Origin of the sequence: Pseudoalteromonas sp. Angola-7 (assembly GCF_028599255.1) — a bacterium.
In the GTDB taxonomy this organism is placed as follows: Bacteria; Pseudomonadota; Gammaproteobacteria; order Enterobacterales; family Alteromonadaceae; genus Pseudoalteromonas; species Pseudoalteromonas atlantica.
Genome location: NZ_JAQREL010000005.1, coordinates 70474 through 91348 on the forward strand (window position 1 = coordinate 70474; position 20875 = coordinate 91348).

17 protein-coding genes are annotated in these 20875 nt (G+C 36.3%); 1 reads left to right on the forward strand and 16 read right to left on the reverse strand.

Annotated features, from left to right (window positions below):
* Positions 1-6: 6 nt before the first annotated feature.
* Both PSH50_RS09160 and wecA read right to left on the reverse strand, forming a co-directional pair.
* Positions 7-393, reverse strand: a complete 387-nt coding sequence (locus PSH50_RS09160) for a DVU3141 family protein (RefSeq protein WP_273609561.1) — start codon at positions 391-393, stop codon at positions 7-9.
* Positions 394-440: 47 nt separating this feature from the next.
* A complete protein-coding gene (gene wecA, locus PSH50_RS09165) occupies positions 441-1478 on the reverse strand; it encodes a UDP-N-acetylglucosamine--undecaprenyl-phosphate N-acetylglucosaminephosphotransferase (RefSeq protein ID WP_273609562.1) in 1038 nt (345 codons plus the stop codon).
* 322 nt (positions 1479-1800) lie between these two features.
* Here wecA and PSH50_RS09170 point away from each other — a divergent pair, with 322 nt between their 5' ends.
* Positions 1801-3180, forward strand: a complete 1380-nt coding sequence (locus PSH50_RS09170) for an MBL fold metallo-hydrolase RNA specificity domain-containing protein (RefSeq protein WP_273609563.1) — start codon at positions 1801-1803, stop codon at positions 3178-3180.
* Positions 3181-3397: 217 nt separating this feature from the next.
* Here PSH50_RS09170 and PSH50_RS09175 read toward each other — a convergent pair whose 3' ends face one another.
* From PSH50_RS09175 to PSH50_RS09240, 14 genes are all read right to left on the reverse strand, one after another.
* Complete coding sequence (locus PSH50_RS09175) at positions 3398-5332, reverse strand: nucleoside-diphosphate sugar epimerase/dehydratase (RefSeq protein ID WP_273609564.1); 1935 nt, start codon at positions 5330-5332, stop codon at positions 3398-3400.
* A 163-nt stretch (positions 5333-5495) separates the two neighbouring features.
* Complete coding sequence (locus tag PSH50_RS09180; protein WP_273609565.1) at positions 5496-6671, reverse strand: DegT/DnrJ/EryC1/StrS aminotransferase family protein; 1176 nt, start codon at positions 6669-6671, stop codon at positions 5496-5498.
* 3 nt (positions 6672-6674) lie between these two features.
* Complete coding sequence (locus tag PSH50_RS09185; RefSeq protein WP_273609566.1) at positions 6675-7520, reverse strand: 3-hydroxyacyl-CoA dehydrogenase family protein; 846 nt, start codon at positions 7518-7520, stop codon at positions 6675-6677.
* A complete protein-coding gene (locus PSH50_RS09190) occupies positions 7520-8155 on the reverse strand; it encodes an acetyltransferase (protein WP_273609567.1) in 636 nt (211 codons plus the stop codon). The genes PSH50_RS09185 and PSH50_RS09190 overlap by 1 nt, the downstream gene beginning before the upstream one ends.
* Positions 8152-8751, reverse strand: a complete 600-nt coding sequence (locus PSH50_RS09195; RefSeq protein ID WP_273609568.1) for a sugar transferase — start codon at positions 8749-8751, stop codon at positions 8152-8154. Before PSH50_RS09195 ends, PSH50_RS09190 begins: the two co-directional genes overlap by 4 nt.
* Positions 8744-9970 carry a glycosyltransferase family 4 protein gene (locus tag PSH50_RS09200; RefSeq protein ID WP_273609569.1) on the reverse strand — a complete coding sequence of 409 codons (1227 nt, stop codon included), beginning with the start codon at positions 9968-9970 and terminating at the stop codon, positions 8744-8746. The genes PSH50_RS09195 and PSH50_RS09200 overlap by 8 nt, the downstream gene beginning before the upstream one ends.
* Positions 9970-10839: a glycosyltransferase family 2 protein gene (locus PSH50_RS09205; protein WP_273609570.1), complete on the reverse strand. Its 870-nt coding sequence runs from the start codon at positions 10837-10839 to the stop codon at positions 9970-9972. The genes PSH50_RS09200 and PSH50_RS09205 overlap by 1 nt, the downstream gene beginning before the upstream one ends.
* Positions 10829-12052, reverse strand: a complete 1224-nt coding sequence (locus PSH50_RS09210; RefSeq protein WP_273609571.1) for a hypothetical protein — start codon at positions 12050-12052, stop codon at positions 10829-10831. The genes PSH50_RS09205 and PSH50_RS09210 overlap by 11 nt, the downstream gene beginning before the upstream one ends.
* Positions 12049-13164 carry a hypothetical protein gene (locus tag PSH50_RS09215; RefSeq protein ID WP_273609572.1) on the reverse strand — a complete coding sequence of 372 codons (1116 nt, stop codon included), beginning with the start codon at positions 13162-13164 and terminating at the stop codon, positions 12049-12051. The genes PSH50_RS09210 and PSH50_RS09215 overlap by 4 nt, the downstream gene beginning before the upstream one ends.
* A complete protein-coding gene (locus PSH50_RS09220) occupies positions 13154-14293 on the reverse strand; it encodes a glycosyltransferase (protein WP_273609573.1) in 1140 nt (379 codons plus the stop codon). Before PSH50_RS09220 ends, PSH50_RS09215 begins: the two co-directional genes overlap by 11 nt.
* Positions 14294-15712, reverse strand: coding sequence for a lipopolysaccharide biosynthesis protein (locus PSH50_RS09225; protein WP_273609574.1), 1419 nt, complete (start codon positions 15710-15712; stop codon positions 14294-14296).
* 10 nt (positions 15713-15722) lie between these two features.
* Positions 15723-16655, reverse strand: a complete 933-nt coding sequence (locus PSH50_RS09230) for a Wzz/FepE/Etk N-terminal domain-containing protein (RefSeq protein ID WP_273609575.1) — start codon at positions 16653-16655, stop codon at positions 15723-15725.
* Positions 16656-17121: 466 nt separating this feature from the next.
* On the reverse strand, positions 17122-19743 hold the full coding sequence (locus tag PSH50_RS09235; RefSeq protein WP_273609576.1) for an SLBB domain-containing protein: 2622 nt from the start codon (positions 19741-19743) through the stop codon (positions 17122-17124).
* Between the two features lie 178 nt (positions 19744-19921).
* Positions 19922-20704 carry a YdiY family protein gene (locus tag PSH50_RS09240; RefSeq protein ID WP_121636916.1) on the reverse strand — a complete coding sequence of 261 codons (783 nt, stop codon included), beginning with the start codon at positions 20702-20704 and terminating at the stop codon, positions 19922-19924.
* Positions 20705-20875: the final 171 nt, after the last annotated feature.

Here is a 20875-nt window from a genome sequence, read left to right on the forward strand (position 1 = left end):
ATAGGCTTAGGCTCCAAAACTTATAGCGTTATTTTTATTTTTAATGACTTGTGGTGCCATTAGCCATTGTTCTGTTTGACTATTTTTACACATAGCTTGGCGGGTTTGCCCTGAGTTTTGGTCTTGTTTTAAAAACAGTTCGCGGCATTGCTCGCCTAGCGCTGAGGTATATTTTTTACCTAGAGTAAACTCAATACTTTTATAACGCCCTTGGTAACCTATGGGCTTTGTTTGAATTAATTGCGTAAACTCTAAGGGCACAACATTTGAGTTTATTTGTTGCACAGGCTCGTTTATTAGGGCACGAGTAGCATGAAGAACAGGAGGAGAAGATGTGCAACCAAGTAAAAATAAAATTGGCATTAATGATGTAAGAGCTAAATTTATTTTCATAATTTTTTTAGTCTGCTTTTATAAAACACGTAAATATTCCTTTGATATTACTGACATTGAGCACTGATTTTTTTCCATTCTTGCCCTGTAAATAGAACATAGAAAAAAAACACTAACAGGAATACCAGTAACATAATCCATTCTGCTACGGAGTAAACTTCCGCCATGCAGCCTACCATCGCTAGTATACTTGCAGCAATCGAAATAACAATAAGCGCTTGCTTTGTGCTGTAGCCTTTTGCTTCTAAAAGGTGATGTAGGTGTTGCCTATCAGCTAAAAAGGGTGACTTTTTTGCTTTTACTCTTCTTATAATTACCGCAGCCATATCAATTAAAGGGATTGCAATAATATATAGTGCCGTAACCGGTTTTAAGGCCGGTGTACTAAGCTGGGTGCCAATTACCATAAGCCAGATAAGCGTTAAACCAATAAGCATATTACCTGAGTCGCCCATAAATATTTTAGACACTGAACTGTGTAACTTTAAGTTAAATATTAAGTAGCCAAGTAAAGCTGCTATAAATAGTATGGGTAGCAAAAACCATGAGCTGGTTACTCTGCTCAATAAAAACCCTAGCGCAGTAAAGGCAATTAAACTGAGTAAACCTGCTAAGCCGTCCATTCCATCTATCATGTTTATTGCATTAATACCTGCAATAATGGCAACTATGGTTACAACAATACCTAACACACCTAACTTAATTTCTATATTACCTAGCAAGGCACCTAGGCTTGTAAGGTATATTTCTGTACCAAATATAATTAACGATGCAACCAGTATTTGCGCAATCAAACGTACTCTTACAGATAGCCTGTAGCGATCGTCGAGTGCGCCTAAAAATAATACTAGTGCCGAGGCTACAAGGTATAAATTTAAATCTCTGCTGTGGTTAATAAATAAAACAGAGGTTATTAAAACTGAGAGGTATATTGCAATGCCGCCAACTAGGGGAATGTTTCCATCGTGAACTTTTCTGTCGCACGGAAAATCAACTAAGCCGGTTTTAATTGCTATTGGATTGATCACTTTTATTGCTACAAGCGAAACTACAAAGGTAATAAACAATGGGAACCAAAAATCCATTAACTATCCCGTAAATAAAGGTTATGGCTTGCACTCATAAATACTGCAACACTTATTAACTACATAAAAGCTAAACAATTTATAGACCATAAATTACGTAAAGTCATGCTAAACATGTATTTAGACTGTTTCGTTTTAAGCTTTTTATATTTTTTATTATGTAAGCTATTAATAATTTAAGAGAGTTAACTCTTTAATAATATTTACAGGAGTTAAGTTACCACTTTATGACTTAAGCAACAACAAACTGCTAGGTACTTTATAGGCGGCTATTTTAGTTCTACTCTATTAATACAGGATTAACAAAACTCGGTAAGTTAATATGAAAATACTTCACCACGGAGCGGTAAATGGCGTTACAGGCTCGTGCCATGAGCTAGTTATTAACAATAAAACTAGCGTACTAATAGACTGCGGGCTTTTTCAGGGGGAAGATGCAAAAGATGATTTATCAATAGAGTTTAATATTGAACACATTACTGCGCTTATTGTTACGCACTGCCATATTGACCACGTGGGGCGCATTCCGTATTTATTAGCAGCGGGTTTTAAAGGCCCCATTTATACTACGCCTGCCTCGGCTAGTTTTCTGCCACTGGTGATTGAAGATGCGTTAAAGGTGGGCGTTACCCGCGATACAAAAATTATAAATGCGTGCTTAAGTTTGTTAAACAAGCGCATTGTTGCCGTTAATTTTAATACTTGGTTTGTGCTACCTTGCGCTAACGAGCAAATAGCTAAGGCGCGATTTCAGCGTGCTGGGCATATATTAGGCTCAGCTTATGTGGAAATAGATATTGGCATTAATACAAAAAATAATAAAAGCCATAGAGTTGTGTTTTCGGGTGATTTAGGTGCGCCATACACGCCGCTCTTACCGGCTCCAAAGCCTCCTTATAAAGCCGACACATTAGTTATAGAATCAACCTACGGCGATAAAAACCATCAAGGCCGTAAAGAGCGCACCCAAACACTAAAAAATGTAATTGAACGCGCAGTAGCAGATAACGGCGTGGTATTAGTACCGGCATTTAGTATTGGCCGCACACAAGAGCTACTTTACGAGCTAGAGCAGCTAATACATCAATCAGCTAAAGGATCGCCTTGGCGAAGTATTCATGTAATTTTAGACTCCCCCATGGCTGCCAATTTTACAGAGCAATATATTAAGTTTAAACATTTATGGGATGCAGAAGCCAAACGTAAAGTAGCCAAAGGCCGCCACCCGCTAGACTTTGAAAACCTAACCACGGTTGATACCCATAGCGAGCATATCGCTATTATTAATTATTTAGCCTCGCGCCAAACCCCTGCCATTATTTTAGCTGCCAGCGGTATGTGCAGTGGTGGGCGAATAGTTAATTACCTAGAACGTTTTTTACCCGACAAAACAACCGATGTATTGTTTGTTGGCTACCAGGGCCGCGGTACATTGGGCCGCGATATACAAAAATATGGCCCGCGCAATGGCTATGTATTTATAAACGATACGCGCATTACAATTAACGCACAGGTACACACCATTAGCGGCTACAGCGCACATGCCGATCAAAACGGGTTAGTTAAATTTGTAACCGGCATGCGTAAAAAGCCAAGCCATATAAAAATTGTGCACGGTGATGAAGATGCAAAGCGGGCATTAGCAAGTAAGTATAAAGAGGTGTTGGAGGAAGGTGTTAAAATTGAGATAGGTAAAAGGTAAATACAGAGCTTATTCAAAAAATATGTGTAAATACCTGCGTAGGCGTGAAGCTTGCTCACGCAATTTGGTAAATATGTAAAAGCGTTGCTTTTAATATGCCAGCAAGTAAGGTCTCTATAACACAATCGATATATACCGAATGTAAAAGTACATTTACTCGTTAGACTAGCTCAAACAAATAGGCTGCAAATTATTAAACTATTGCAGCCTAGCCATTTTAAGAGCCGCTTACGTTGGGTAAAGCGGTAACATTGGTTTGGCTATTTTGCTTTTCTTGCCAGTTAAGGTCACATATACCATCCGTTGGCGAAAAAGCGGTAGGCGCTTGAAGTAATAGCTTACGTATTTGAATATGATCAGATTCATCACATGCAGCTTTAAGCTTACTTAAAAGTGGCTCTAGCTCATGCCATGGCATTTTTATTTCTTGTGCACTTAAAATTCTTGGGTGATCGGTGCCAGTAACATTGTCGCCAATTAATAGCTCTTCAAAAAGTTTTTCGCCAGGGCGAAGGCCTGTACATTTTATTTCTATATCACCATTTGGGCGCTTTTCGTGCTTAACTTCCAGCCCCGATAAGTGAACCATTTTAGTTGCTAAATCTTTAATTTTTACTGGCTCACCCATATCAAGCACAAATACATCGCTACCTACCCCCATGGCACCTGCTTGAATAACAAGCTGAGCAGCTTCAGGTATGGTCATAAAGTAGCGTGTAATATCTTGGTGAGTTAATGTTATTGGGCCGCCTGCTTTAATTTGTTTTCTGAATAATGGCACAACAGAACCAGATGACCCTAATACATTACCAAAACGTACCATTGTAAAACGTGTAGTATTTTGAACCTCAGACAACCCTTGCAGCACAAGTTCAGCCATGCGCTTTGTAGTGCCCATAATATTTGTTGGGCGCACTGCTTTATCGGTTGATATTAAAACAAACGTGTCTACTTTTGCGTTTATTGCTGCCGTCGCTACATTGTAAGTGCCGTAAATATTATTGCGAACACCTTCTACTACGTTGTGCTCTACCAATGGTACATGCTTATATGCAGCTGCATGGTAAACAGTTTGCACATTAAAGGTAGAGAACGTTGATTCAACCAGTTTTTTATTTTGTATTGAGCCTAATATAGGCAGTACTTCTATGCTTAAGTTATTTACAGTACAGTACTCTGATAGCTCTTTTTCAATTGCATATAACGCAAACTCAGAAAGTTCAAAAAGTACTATTTTAATTGGGTTATTTTTAACTATTTGTCTACATAACTCTGAGCCTATAGAACCACCGGCACCTGTTACCATTACCACTTTATTTTCTATATTTGCCGACATTAAATCCTGACGAGGCTGCACAGAGTCTCTACCTAACAGGTCGTCTATCTCAACATCTTTAACTTCGTCGAGGTTAGTAGTACCCGATACAATATCGGCCATGCCCGGAATAGTCATTACCTGAAGCTTGTACTTTTCTATTGAGTTAAGAATTTCTTTACGGCGGCTTCTTGATGTACTTGGCAGTGCAAGTAAAATTTTATTTGTACATTTTTGTATTGCAATTTCAGATATTTGAGAAGGTGCATGTACGCAGACACCTTGAATTAACGATAAATGCTTTTTAGGATCATCATCAATAAAGGCAACCGGTGAGAACTCTGGACCATTAGCTAAGGCAGTTGCAAGTTGGCGGCCAGCTGACCCCGCGCCATATATAATAACGCCTTCTTTACGGCGCATTGTTATTTGCCCTACGACAGCTCTGACAGCTAAACGGGCACCACCTACAAATAGAATACAAAAACTAGCATATATAAATGGTACTGTTCTGGGGACGGGAGCGCCAATAAAAAAGGATAAAACTGTTAGATAAACAGTTGAAAGTATAACTCCTGCAACAATAGCCCACATAGCTTGGGTGTTCATATAGCGAAGAACTGCCCTGTATAAGCCAAGCTTTACAAAGCTAAGTAAGCTTAACGGAAGTACTATTGCCAGCAGTACCCATGTGTGTATATTTTTTAAAACAGCGGTACTGTCAAGCCTAAGTAAAAAAGCGAGCCAAAAAGCGGTAATAATAAAAATACTATCTATAACAAGAGAGACAACTCTTTTTTGAGGGCGAGGTAAATTAACTAAGAATTTTAAAAACACAATACATTTCCCTGAAGCTAGCAGCGATACTGCTATTATATTGGTTACAATTTTACTACAAGATGAACAACTATTGCACTTAATAGTTAAAGACTATATGCAAAAGATTATATAGTCTTTATGTATTTGGTTACTTATTGTAAATTTGTGTATGAGAGTTTGACTATAGTGAGGCGTTTTCTAAAACTTCTTTTATAGCTTTAGCTGTTAATTGTATCTCTTTTTTCGATAAAGTTGGATGTACTAGAAACATGAGAGCCGTTTCTCCTAACTCTACAGCATTCGGTAAGCGCTTTTTTGGGCGCCATGGGGTGTTGTCGAATGCTTTTTCAAGATAAACCTCTGAACAACTTCCCTGAAAACACGGAACACCACGTTCCGTAATTTCGTTTACTATACGGTCGCGATTCCAATCATTAGCCAAACACTCTGGTTTTAGAAATATATAGTGCTTATAGCGAGCATGTTCGATGTGTTCTGGCACTTTAACCAACCTTACGCACTCAAAACTCTCTGCAGCGCTATCGAGCAATTTACTATAAGCTTGACGTATTGCGGTCCATTTAGCCATACGCTTTAGCTGAATGCGACCTATAGCAGCTTGCATTTCGGTCATGCGCCAATTTGTACCAAAGCTTTCGTGTAACCATCTAAACCCAGGAGGGTGTTCACGGTTATAAATAGCATCAAAGCTTTTCCCGTGATCTTTATAGCTCCACATGGTTGACCATAGCTCTTTAGAGTTAGTTGTTACCATGCCACCTTCGCCGCCTGTAGTCATTATTTTATCTTGGCAGAAACTCCACGCACCTATGTGCCCTATGCTTCCAACAGAACGACCTTTATACTTAGCACCATGTGCTTGTGCACAGTCTTCAATTACATAAAAACCATGTTCTTTACTAAGCGCCATTATTTCATCCATTTCCGCTGGCATACCGGCTAAATGAACAACGATAACTGCTTTTGTTTTAGTAGTAAGCACAGATTTTATAGATTCAGCAGTAATAGCTTGACTATTTAGATCGACATCAGCAAATACAGGCGTTGCTCCAGCAGTTACAATACTGGAAGCTGATGCTAAAAAAGTACGGGGTGTTGTGATTATTTCATCGCCAGCACCTAATCCGAGCGCCTTTAAGGCTATGTCGAGCGCTAGTGTACCGTTACCTAGGGCAACTGCATATTCACTATCCGCCCAAGTAGCAAATTCTTTTTCAAACTTGCGGCCTTCGGTACCTGTCCAATAATTTACTTTGTTTGATAAAATAACGCGGCTAACTGCATCGGCTTCTTCTTGTGTAAAGCTAGGCCAAGGAGAGAATGGGGTGTTTAACATATATTAATACTCAAAAAAGCCTTTTTTAGTTTTACGACCTAAATGATTAGCTCGAACCATTTTTCTTAAAAGAGGATGAGCTCTATATTTTGGATCACCTGTTTCAGAGTAAAGTGTTTCCATTATAGAAAGATTTACATCATTACCAATTAAATCAGCAAGCGCTAATGGACCCATAGGGTGATGCGCACCTAATTTCATAGCCTTGTCAATATCTTCTGCGGAAGCTATACCTTCAGAAAAAATACTTACAGCTTCATTAATCATAGGGATTAGCATGCGATTAACAACAAATCCTGGTGCCTCTTGCACAACCACAGGTGATTTACCTAGCATGTATGTGAATGATTCTAATTTGTCTACGACAGAACTGGATGTTTCATGACCAACCACTATCTCGACTAATTCCATTACGGGCGCAGGGTTAAAAAAGTGCAGCCCTACAACATTCTTAGGGTTAAGTAGCACGCTAGCAAAAGCCGTAACTGATAAAGAAGAAGTATTAGTTGCTACAATTGCATTTTCATGAACTAAGCTCGATAGCTTAGAAAATAATTCCATTTTAACTATAAAGTCTTCAGCGACCGCTTCTATAATCAAATCTGAATTTCTAACTACTTCTAAATCTGTGCAGGCTTCTAACTTTTCAACAGCCTCAATGGCTTGTGCTTCGGTAAGCTTTGACTTACGCACGAGGCGTTTAATCCCTTTTTTACAAACCTCTATTACATTAACTGCCTTAGCTTCTGTACGTGCAACAATATTAACCTTAGTAATTTCATTGGAATTACAAATAACCTGTGTAATACCTGTTGCCATTGTGCCTGAACCGATGATTGATATTTCCATTACTCAACAATCTCCTTTAGTTTCTTTGCTGGGTTACCAGCAAAAATAAACCTTTCAGGTATATTCTTCGTTAAAACGCCACCCATACCTAGCATTGAACCGGTTTCCAAGGTTAGCCCCTGCCTAATAACGGCTCCTGTTCCAACTTCAACCAAAGTATTTAGCGTAACATTTCCCGAAATGGCAGCCATAGGAGCAATTGTGACAAAATCTTTGATATCACACTCATGACCAACGGTTACATTAAGATTTAAAATACAATGTTCACCTAATTCAATATCAGTTGTTAAAATTGCCCCTGCACAAATAATCGCCCCTTCAGAAATTTTGACGGTATTTGATAAATGTACGCTTGGGTGTATTAAACTGGTGTACTTTGGTTTACCTAAAAGCTTCATTTTATCAGTAACTAACTTACGTACACGAGGGTTACCAATCGCAATGATGAATTCACAATCAGATGCATATTTTTTCCATGAATCTATCTTGCCTAGAACCTTTGTCCCTTGGAGTTCAAGGCCATGCGTAGCTACATTATCATCTAAGACGCCTCTAACTTTACGATTGCAATCATCAGCTAACCAAATAACTTCTTTGGCAAATCCACCACCACCTACAACTATAATATCTTTCATTCTTTATTACTACCTTTGAAAAGAGGCATTGTTGCTACACCGTTAGCACTAATACCTTCGCGAACAAATACCTTTTTTACTGTTAAAAAAAGAATTTTTACATCGAGTAAAAAGCTCTGATTATCGACGTACCAAACGTCGAATTTAAATTTATCTTCCCAACTAATAGCGTTACGCCCATTCACTTGAGCCCACCCTGTTATGCCTGGGCGCACATTATGCCTGCGAGCTTGCTCTTTGTTATAAAGTGGTAAGTACTGAACAAGAAGAGGTCTTGGACCAACTAAACTCATATCACCTTTAAGTACGTTTAATAACCCTGGTAATTCATCCAAACTGGTTGAACGTAAAAAAGCACCAAATTTAGTAATCCTTTTATCATCAGGTAAAAAGCGGTTTTGGCTATCAGTACTATTTAACATGGTACGAAACTTCAGCATTTTAAACACTCTCCCATTAAGACCTGGGCGCTCCTGCGTAAACAGAATTGGGGAACCTATGTTAAACCTAACAAGCAAAGCTAAAAAGAACATGAGAGGTGAAAAAACTATCAAAGCAAATAAAGAAATAATAAAATCGAAAAGCCTCTTAGTCATTACATGCGTCCAATATTGTGCTTTCTAACTTTTCAGCCATAATATCCCTCGAAAAACGCTCATAAGAAAGTAGACGACAACTGTCTTTTGCTAAGCTATATGCTTGCGCATTGAATAAGAAATTTTTGATACTAGTCACTGAATCATTATAGTTTTCATAATCAAGAACAATGCCACATTTCGACTCAAGTATAAATTTCTTTTGCCATCCGCCGTAATTTATGGCAACTGGAGTTTGAGAAGCTAAAGAGTCAAAAAGTTTATTAGCCGAATTATTCCACATTTCCTTTATAGGTCCAAAAAGGGAAAGTGATAAGTCTGCTGCAGAAAGTATCTTGACTACCTCCGTTTTTGGTACAGCTGGTAAGATATATAAATTATTATTGAGCACTCCTGCAATTGTTGCTTGTTCAATTATTTCTTTTTTCTCCATACCATCACCTATCGCGACAAAGCATAACTCTGGCGCAATATTTACCGCCTCTTTAGCAATTTCTACAAGAAACCCCACATTATTGATTAAGCCAAAAGTGCCCGTATAAACAATTAACTTACGCCCATTTAGAAAATCAAAGTTAGAATTGATATAATTTTCACCAACTTTACTATCGACATCAAAAAGATCTGTATCACAGCTATTTGTAGCTAAAGTAATCTTGGTCCTTGATACCCCCTGCTTAGCAATGCCATCACACATGCCAGGAGAGAGGCCTACCAAACGAGTAGAGTTTCTATATGTATACTTTTCTAGCCACTTAGCAAAACTAATTACCAGTGGATTTTTTATTACCCCAGTTGCGACCGGAAGCTCAGGCCACAAATCTCTAACTTCAAATACCAGGGGCTTAGTCTTAAATTTTGAATAAACTAAGCCAGGGACAGCAATAGTAAGCGGAGTACTAGTAGCGAAAACAACATCAGATTTAATAGTTAGAGCCTTAAATGTCGAACGAATTGAAAAGTTAATAAATTTGAAAATTCGCTTTACAAAGCCATCATTATTTGAGTAATTGAGGTTTAAAACATGAAGTTTAATCCCTTCAAACTCTAAATAGTTCCACCCGCTAGTTAAGTTAAACTCATCAGACAAATACGCCGAAGATGTAACAAACGTCACATCGTGACCATTCTTAACAAACCTTTTCGACATTTCATAAGAACGGGTACCACTTTTAGATGAAGGAGTCGCAAAATATTGATGCAAATATAAAATCTTCATTAAACTAGTTTCCTTCGCTTAATAATACTAATAATATGAGACCAACTATAAAAAATCTTATACCCCTTATAGCGACAGTAAAAATATCGACTTAAAAACTTATAAAAGCCAAATTTATAAGCTGAAAACAGATGACCAGACATAGCAGCTAAATTATTATCTCCTTTGGATAACAAAAAATCATTGTATCGTGAAAGAGCCTCGAATCTTGAATCGATAACTTCTTCTGATAGTTGTTTTGTTAAACTTTTATTACTTTCAATAACACAATATATTTCATCCGTAGTAGCAGCTATTTTCTTAGCATAAAGTGAACACTTGAGAGAGAAATTAACATCATTTGAAGCAATAACTTCATCGAAAGATATGTTGTTATCGATTATTAACTCTCTACTTATCAGCTTACTCCAGGGAACATGAAATCTATATTTTATTGTGTTTTTATCAGCTTTTAGAAAATCTAATATAAGTTGTTTATAACTTAAGTGCCTTAATGAGCTATCTCCTGACTCGGTTTTACTTGTTGGTGTAAAAAAAACTAAGTCATTCGATTTGTGGCAATAGCTATAAACTTTCTCAAATGCTCCTTCTAAGAAGTAATCATCTGCGTCAGCAAAAAGAATAAATTGGCCCGTTGACTTTTTTAAACCTAGATTCCGTGCTGCTCCTGCCCAACGCCGCCCTTTTTCTTGCATAAACGTAGTAGAGCGTTTATGTTCAGCAATTATATCCTCGATATTGTCCGAGTGATCATTTACCACAATAACCTCCAACCAATTATACTCAGGGATTGAGGATAATAGTTTGGACAAACTAACTCTAGCGTTATAGTAGGGTATAATTAGTGAAACAAGAACTTTATTCGGCACTCAAACCTCTCAATTTTAAAATATAACCAACCATTAGAGCAGACATATAAGATAGCTTTGACATTTCTACCATTACTCCACTAAATTGTGTTAAAGGAAGAGTAAAAGCCCATAAGAATACCACAAGAGGGTAAATGAAGTCATCAGATTTACGCAATTCATACATTTTTATAAATGAAAATATTACAATGACTAAAACAATAAAATAATGAAAAAATATTGATAATAAACCATACCTAAAAAAGTATACTGCTGGAAGTGATTCAAGACTTTCATCCCTCCCTAAACCACTACCAAAAAATATACTCTTCTCATAGGCAGAGTTAAAAGCTGAAATTATTTGCTCAAACCTAACATTTAACGTTCCAGAATTTGAAGTATTCATTAATAGTGTATCTAGTGATTTTAGAGAACGAAGTTCTGTAGACAATAAAAGTTCAGAAATCAGCTCTTTATTAATGAAAAATAATGAGACTATAAAAAATGGAACAAAAAATAAAATAGACTTAACAGAAAGACTCTTAGATTTTAAAAAAATATAGAAGTATATACAGATGAATAAAGAGAAAATCATTGATTTACTTTGTGACAGTAAAACTAGAATTGAGGTTAATACCACCAAAAAAAAGCCTAATATTGTTTTTTGATACTTGTTGTAGTTAATTAGTGCTAAAAAGAAAAGAATTAAAAAAGCATAGCCTGAATAATAGCTAGTGCCAAAAAAGCTAACAGCATAGAATAGCAGTTCAAATCTAAACTCTCTTTTATAAAGGTCGAATACCAGCTCATGAAAATATGGTCGTGAGTTTAAAGCTAATTCAACAAAAACATATAAAGTGGAGATAATAACAATCAAAGCTAGCCGTTTATTACAGACAAAATCAGAGTTTTTGACTGCATCTATAGCTGCAATTGTCACGATTAATAACATTAATGGCCTTAAATAAGAAAATCCACTCCCGAAAGACACCTCTAAATTAGCTATATCAAATATAAAACTTACACTTAATAATAATAGCAGTGTAAGGTAATACCCAATCACATATTTATTACCTGTAAAATCAACTGAATTTTTATAATGTTTCAAGTAAAGTATTGATAATAAAAAAACCAAAATATTAATATGTACCTGAGAGTTAACCATTACTGTTGGAAATAATGGAAAAAAGAACACAGTAAAAAATATTATAAAGTTGACTTTATCTTTTGTCACTTAGCCACCATTCCTGTAGCTATTTCGATAGGTGTAGTTAAGTCGATATCTAATAAAGCAATTTCATATAATCTAGCGAAACTAGTATGGTGGTCATGAACACCAACTGTATTACTGATCCCTGTAATTGAAAAATGTCTTTCAAGCGCTTTTATTGCAGAGGCATTTTCTGAGGTAATATTCGACAAGGCTATAGCTTCTTCAATACCCGGCGGGTTATATTGATATGAATATTTAGATTTTTTTAGCGATTTTAAATATTTTTCAGTTTTGATTACGGAAATAATGTTTTTAAATTTATTACTACTAAAAAAAGTATGCTCTCTAAATTCAGAGTGCAAATAACTTAAAGCAACTAAATTAAATGAGTGGTAACCAACGGACTTAGAATAAAGAGAACTTTTAATCTTCGCTGTATATAACTTGTTAAATAAATAAGCGACTATAGAGCTAAACCCAAGGTTCTTTTCTGTCCTAAAATTATATATCGAAGATTTATGAAAAATCACTCCATCAGAATACAATTCAATATTATTTAATACATTATCCATAAAACTTAAACTTTGCTCTTTTGCTGTTTTACAATCTAATTTAGCAGCTATAGATGCAAACCAAAGTTGATGATTGAAAGTCTGATCGAAGTCTCCAAAAGACCCCTCCACATTCAGAACTCTCCAAAGACTTCGTCTACTGTCAAATGAATGCATCCTATAAAGTAAAGTCGCCTGTTTCATTAACTCAACATCATTGAAAACTTTTGACGAATAAATTAATGCTTCCATGATCCATGCCTGTCCCATGACACCATTTGAGAAATCTTTCATAGGATTTTTCCTACAATAAAATGCTGCTTTCATTGGGCGGAACTGCTCTGATAAGAGTAATTCTATAGCTTGATAAGTAAACTCTTTATATTTTTTTTCATTGGTTTCTTTATAAATACAGCTGAGAATTATTACCCAGTGGGCAACATTTCGAGCTTTTGTTTCTTTATCTCCATAGGGTCCATTATGTCCTGATTTTATAGCATCTAGTGAAAAATTAAGCTTATTAGAAGCCTTAATTAAGATATCTAATAATGTTATATGACTTGAACTAGTATCATTTTTCATCAATCTTTTCCACATACTGATTAAACACTGTTTCCAAATTAAAAACTTTTCGCGCTAATTTCTCATCATTTTTTATATCACTTTTTTCAAATGAATTATCAACCAAATAAAGGAACGTATTTTTCAAGCTTTCTACTGAAATATCTTTGCAAATCCACTGGGTTTTGAAACCTAACTGATTAAGGTAGTGATAATTATCTAGAGGCGAAAGTATATTTTTAATACCTCGTAAGAAGGCGTAAACTATACTTATTGTTAGTTGGTCTGTAGAACCAAAGCAAACATTATAATCCGCACTATCATATAGATTCATTAAATCTCTACCTTCGTACCATTTATCTATCTCAATTTTAATATTTTTACTATGGTTATATTCTGTAATAAGAGTATGTATTTTATTAAGCACTGTAGGATCGCAACCATATGCACCTACTACATGTAACCGGTGATTAGTATCGCTAGGAAAAGCTCTACAAAATGCCTCAACTACTAACTCTACATTATTATATGAATGGAGTGCTCTTGTAGATAAAAACACTTTGTTATCATTTTCACTTCGGGGTTTCATACCATATTTATACCAATCTAAATCAGCTCCCCATGGACAACAAATTACTTTATCACTGAACTGCGGGAACTCGTTTAAAAAGTCATATTTAGTTGTATGCCAATTACAATGAATTACATCTACTTTATTAAGGACCTGAACAAATTGTTTTAGCTCATTATTATTAAGCTCTTTCCTGAGGTATTTTCGATAGAAGTCACTACCATAAATATTCAAGATTGAAGTTTTATATGGTATCTTCATTAATACTTTCATATTACTTGTTGGTGTATAATTCCCTTGTAAGATTAATAAATCTTGTATACCTTTCCTTCTAAGAAAAGCTAAGTAGAGATCAAGTAGAAATAAGGAAGCAGCTTTATTTCTTAGCTTTTGAATTATTTTGGGTAACTTTTTGTACCCATAAGGAGAAAACACTTTAAACGAACACTTTAATGTACAAAGTGTTCTTGCCAAGAATGTAATATCGAGGTTTTTATTACTCTTAAATTTATTATTTAAGAAATTAAACCACAGTAATGCATTTCCACCTGTTGCTTGGCCAAAGAAAAAAACTTTCATTTAATCCCCTTTTCTTTTATGGTTATTGTTCTTTATAAGCGAAAACACGGTTAAGAAATCCTTATAGAAAAATATCATTACAAACAGTAATAAAGCTGACCAAATTAATATTATAAATAAGCTTGTTACAATCACTGTCACTATTGATGCTATCAAGAGAAGTAGGGTTAATATATATAGCCTAGTTCGTGGTATACTCTTCCAAAAATAACATGATAACTCAGTCCGTAGAACGAGGAAAATCCAAAAAGATACTGCTGTACTTATAGCAGCTCCATACGCACCATACATTTTCACCAAGAAGTAGTTACCGACCACGTTCATAATAAAGGCAAAAATAGAGGCTAACATTGAGTAATTAGTTTTTTTTACTATATTCAATCCGACCACAGTTGTTTCAGATAGTACATAAAATAATGGTGCTAACATACACGGCAGTACTAAATATTTAACTGAGGTATATTCTGATGGTAAAACATAATCAATTAGCCAGCTCCCCCCACCTAGCAACGACATTATGACCACAACAAATAAAACCACATATTTATTTATATTCCTAATTTCGCTATCATCATATCTATCATTTATTGTTTTATATACGTAAGGGGTCCATATTGTTGTAAATACCTTTTGAAATATTATAGCTGCAGTAGCAAAACTAATTGCCACTGAGTAAACCCCCAATTCGTTCAATGAAGAATAGGCTCTCAGAAAGAATTTATCTGCCGCTGTTAGCCCCCAATAAGCTAAAGCCCCTATACTTAAAGGTAATCCATAAACAAAGTATTCAGAAAAATCTTTAAGAGAGAATTTTGTTGATATTGCTTTATAAATCTCTTCTTTATTTTCATATAATAAATATAAAAACATTAAAAGGTTTGAAACTAACTGTCCTAATAGCAAATATAAGAAACCTGAAGCGCCTTCAAATGAGATTATTAATAAAAAATAAATTAAGAAGAATACCTTAGGTAAAAACTGGCTTAATGAGAACAGAAATGCATTTTCCTGCATTCGTATTATTAATGATAAAAACCGTTGCAAATAGGTGACTAAGATACATACTAATGTCAATGAAGTTAGTGTTGAATCTTGAATACCAAATAATATAAAAGATAGTAATGTTGGATCAAATATATATAAAATTAGTGATATAGTTATAAATAAGGTTAGGCCAGGTGTAATACAGTCCTTAAATAATTGACCAACATTTTTTGAAGAGTAGTAATACCGAATGTATGATTGATCTAAACCTAACGAAAACAAAATCATAATAAAACTCTGAGCAATGAATAGCATACTGAGTCTGCCAACATCATCAGGACTGAAGTGCCATGTAATCATAGGTAAAGTTACAAAACCAAGTAAGGCTGAGCCTACTGGACCTAAGGAGTACTGAGTTATAGTTTTTAAGTTCACAAAAAAAGACTCACAACTTTGAATAGAAGCTTTTTATGCTTGAGAAGAAAAACATAATTAAAAGACTAAGTACGAAGCCCAGTATTGTACCAAAAATGCAAATTAAAGCCCTTTTAGGTTTAAATTTTTTCTCTGGGACTACTGCAGGATCTATCGTTTTAAATACATATTCGTCGCGTACATTAGCAAACATAATAGTTTTTGTCTGCTCTTCCACAAGTTTATATAAAACAGCACGTATATCAGCTATTTTAGTTTGCTCTAATTGCTTAGTTAAGAATTCAGTACTTTTGTTTGCCTCTTGCACTTCGCGCTGTTTCATAGTGGCATTTATATCTTGTATTAACCAATCTACCCAGTGTTTTGCAACATAAGGTGATACATGCTCTATGGTTATTTGAACCATACCAGTTTCTTTATCTTTATTTGCACTCACAATTTGACTAAATTCTTTATAAGCCTCTTGCATTGAGGGTTCTGGCGTAAATGGCAACTCAACCTCGCGAACCCATTTATTCTGTTCTGCCACGTAAAGCTCTTGGTCATACATAACTGTGTTAGTTTCGCGGTTCCATGTTTTTGCTGCCATTAAGTCGTGCAATATATTGTGTTTTTGGATAAACTCGCTGGTAAATTGGCGTGATTTTAATACTTCAAGGGCCATTTGCGTTTTATCAATCCCACCACTAGCGCCTAAGTTAACTCCCGCTAAACTTGCTAAACCACCAAACTGACCAGCTAATGCGCCTAAGCCACCTGCTTTGTCTTGTTCTGCAGGTGCAAGTAACGCCTCTGATTTATAAATATTAGGTTGGTTAATCGCATACAACACAGATGCCACAGCAAACAAAGAGGTTATAGCAATAACAATCCACTTACCTTGCCAAATAAAGGTAAAAATCTCTCGTAGGTTTATTTCGTCATTGTCGATGTTGTTTTTCATTTTTATCTCATAAGTTCTAGGTTCGTCAAAATTATAATTCAGCTCTGGTTCTTTAATATAACTTTCCTAATTTTGATTAATGCTGCAAGCATACTGGCACTTCTTTGGGTTCGTTAATCAACTTCAAACCCAATTTTCGCTTTATAAAACCTATTTCAATACCTGCGTTACAAGCTAGAGACTTGCCATAATATAAAAACCTAGCTTGATCGGCCTGAGAATCTCTTTCTGAGTTTTCAGCTATATAAGAAGGTACTGAAATAGCAGAAATGTAACCTTATCTTTAAAACCATAAACTTTACTTTTGGCTGTTACTTTATAAATATCACCCGCCAACCTTGAAGCTCTTTCCAAACCTTCAATTGTTAAAGCTCTATAGAGACTCCTTTTAAAGCTCTAGGTTTTCCTAGCGCTTCCAGCCTAAATCCTTAGAACAGAAGCGGGATAAAGCCACTGCTACATTATATTAAATACCGCTTATAGCTGCGACTGCCACACCTAGTTGGTACATAATCTGTGTAGCTGTACTCCAAAGCGTCAGCTTATCCATGTGGCTTGCATCCATTGGAATCACAATTGTATCACCTGGCTCTAATTGCTCTGAATTATTAGCTGCAAACCAGCCACCTGTATTTGGAATTTTAACCGAGCCATTTGCTTTAATTATGTAAATACTGTCTTCATCAGCGCGCTCTTTCAGCCCACCACTTAAATCAATATAATCGTCAACACTTACACCTGCTTTATATAAATGAGAGGTAGAGTAATTAACTTCACCTATTACACTAATCGAGTCACGCTTACTGGGCACATATAAAACATCACCGTCTTGCAGAACTAAGTTTTGTTTGTTTTCAACAATAAGTGGTAAGTCGATAACTAAACGCCCTACCGCTTCTACACTCGCTAAATCATTTAATAGCTTATTCATTTCATCATATGTAAGCGTGTTACTGCTTACTGAGTTTTGAAAGCTCTTTGATGCAATATCACGACGTAACTCAGTTGATAAGCGAGCTAGTTGTTCTTGCTCTTGCTCTTTAATTGAGGCACGGGTGAATACAGCTGCTTTTTGTTCAGCAAACTCCGAGAAGCCACCTGCACGCTCAAGTAACTCAGTTAGTGTTTCGCCGCGGCGAATTGTGTATGTACCAGGGAACCTTAGCTCACCTTTAAGCTCTACTTTTACGTTTTCTTGCCAATTTGGGATGGCGAATACGTTAATACTGTCTTTGCTCTGCAGTGTAATGTTGCTTTGTAAATCACCACGCATTGCACTTTCAAGGTCTAAACGTAAGTGTTCTATTTTAGACGCGTCGCTTGCAACAATACGCGTAATTTCGGCTTGTTTTACGTAGGCTGATTCTAGCAAGCCACCTGCAGCGGTTACTAAATCACGAACATCACCACCTACCATTAACGGGTAAACACCAGGAAATGTAACGTTACCGCTAATTTCTACAAGCTGAATAGCCTGATCAACAGAGGCCTGTTGCTTAAATTTAGCAATCAGTGGGGCTAGTAAGTTATGGCGGCTAAATAGAGCGTAATCTTCAGGCTTGAGCTCAAGCTCGGCTTCTTCTTTAGCTTTGCGTTTTGACATTTCAGCGAGCGTGAGGGCTTTATTTTCTTCAAAAATAAAATCCTCTTCTTCTTGGTTTATACCGATGTATTTTTCAAACTCTTTTTTCTGATATGTGTGCCATTGCTCAGCCTTTAGCTGCTGCTCTTGCTGCTCTTGGCTTAGTGCCATATTAGCAAGTGCTGATTTTTCAGCTTCTTTCTCTTCAAAACGACTAAATACTATGATTTTGTCATTAGCTTTTAATGCTAAATTGTTTTCAGGATTTTTAATAATGGCTTGTGCTACATCAAATTGATGCGCTTCTATATCACCATTTATGTTAATTTCGCGAATAACTAAGCCGTAGCTTAAATCTGCTTGTGGCAACAAATCGCCACGTACTGATTTTAAAACATCAGAAATACGCTTACCTTGATACCATTGATAATTCCCTGGGCGCGCTACAGCACCAATTAAGCTAATAGAGTTTTGGTATTGTGAGCTTACAGAATTAAAGCGTACACGGTCGCCATCTTGCGGGATGTAGTTAATTTGTGGCTTAGTAAAATCTACTGATAGCACTTCTTTGCGATCAAAATTGAAACGTTCTACCACTGCATTTTTAGCATAAGCACCCGGCTTTAGGCCCCCTGCCATAGTGAGTAAATGCTTAGCAGTTTCGCCTTTTTTAAGTTCAAATATTGCAGGGCGTTTAACTAAGCCGTCTACAGTAACTTGGGCACCTACTGGTGGTACAAAAACAACATCGCCAGGCTTTAGTACAATATCGTTGCTGCTATCGCCATTGATTAGTAAATCGTAAAGGTCGAAATTTGCTACTGTTTTACCAGCGCGTTTTACTTGTATGTTACGCAGTGAAGCAATTTCAGACACACCACCACTTACAAACAAAGCATGTGATACGGTTGTTAAAGACGATACGCTGTAGCTGCCTGGTTTGTAGGCCTCACCTAATACAAGTATGCGCATACTACGCAGTTGGCCCAGTGATACAAAGGCTTTTACGCCTATCACTTCTTGCTCAACTTTTACTTTTATTAGCTCTTTAATTTCGGCAAATGTTAAGCCTGCTACTTCTACAGGGCTTAAATCGGGAATGCTAATACGCCCTTCACGGTCAACAGTTACATCAAAACTATCGCTTTCTTTACCGTAAAAGTTAATTTTTAGTTGATCCCCAGGACCTACTATATAAGTGTCAGGTACGGCTGCATTTTCACTAGGCATAAATGTGGTGGGTTCACCTGCAAAAAGCTCGTAGCCGTAAGGCTTTAATTCTTCTGTTTTTGGCTTAAAACGCTCTTCGTCAGTTAAGTCTTCTTGTTCTTTTTCTGGGCGTTCGCCGATAGTTGACTGCTGCTCATTTGAGTTTTCGCCATTTGATTGATTAGCGCCGGTGATCGTAGAAATATCTACACCGTATTGTTTCGCTAGGGCTTCTTGCTGGGCTTTTGGCAATTTTTTAAATTGCTCAATTTGTGAGGCCGTTGGCGTAAAAGCCATGGTACTAAAACTACAAAGTAGAATAAAAGCACTAAAAAATTGTGTAAAAACTTTCACGAGTAGGTATATCCCTAGGTCTACAACCAAAATTGGTGGCTATAATACATTAAATCTAAACAAATAAAAAAGGGACTTTCGTCCCTTTTGTCACTTAAATGTCATTAAATACGGTTTTTGGTTAAAAACTGTAAACTAACGTTAATGACGTCTCTGTATCTGTGCTTTCTTCGTCATCAGCAACTTCTGAGTTGTTGGTAACATTAAAAGCGACTTTCATTTGCAGCGAGCCATTTATTTTTGCTAGCAATGCAGTTTCTGAACGCGTTTTGGTGTTTGAATCACCGTACTCAACTGACACAAGCTGAGTAAAACGTGCGCTATCTGAAATCTGCCAGTTGTAATCAAGTTTACCTAAAGCAATTACTTCACTGTCGCTTTCGCCTGCAAGTAGGTTACCGTCGTCATCAACTTGCGTGCTGTCGTCTGAGTATTCAAAAAATTTGTAACCCGGACCAAACTCTGCATTTAACCACATATCTGGTTGATCAATTAAACGTAAGCCGTAACCAGCAGAAATTACAGATTCAGTTCTATACGCGCCAAAGTAGTCTGAAACGTGTGAACCATAAATGAATAAATGAGAATTCTTTTCATTTAATTTGTAATTACCTTGCGCAGATGCAGAGTACTTTTCGTTCGTACGCTGTTTGTCTTTATCGCCGTTGTCATCTTCTACTTCATCTTCTTTATAGATGCCGTCGATTTTGTACTCGTTATTCCAGTTTTCTAGGTGATGTAATACCTTTAAACCGCCTTTTAACGTTGTAGTTTCAGTGTTACCACTAGTGACAATAGCACCTAGCTCGCTTGTTACTTCCCACGTTTTTTTCTCTGCGTCTTCAGCGAATGCGTTAGTTGCAGCAGATGCTGCAACTAAAAGTGTTAAAAGCTTTAATTTCATTAAAAATAACCTATTTAATCCTAAAAATTATACTAATTCGCTTAATTAAGTAATCTATTTTGAGGCTGGAAAAACGTGCTGATAGCCAGGCAAAAAATTCGCTATTTAGTTGTTCTAAATGAGAATTTTTTAACGCAGCTAGCGACACGTTTAATCCCGCAAAATGATTAA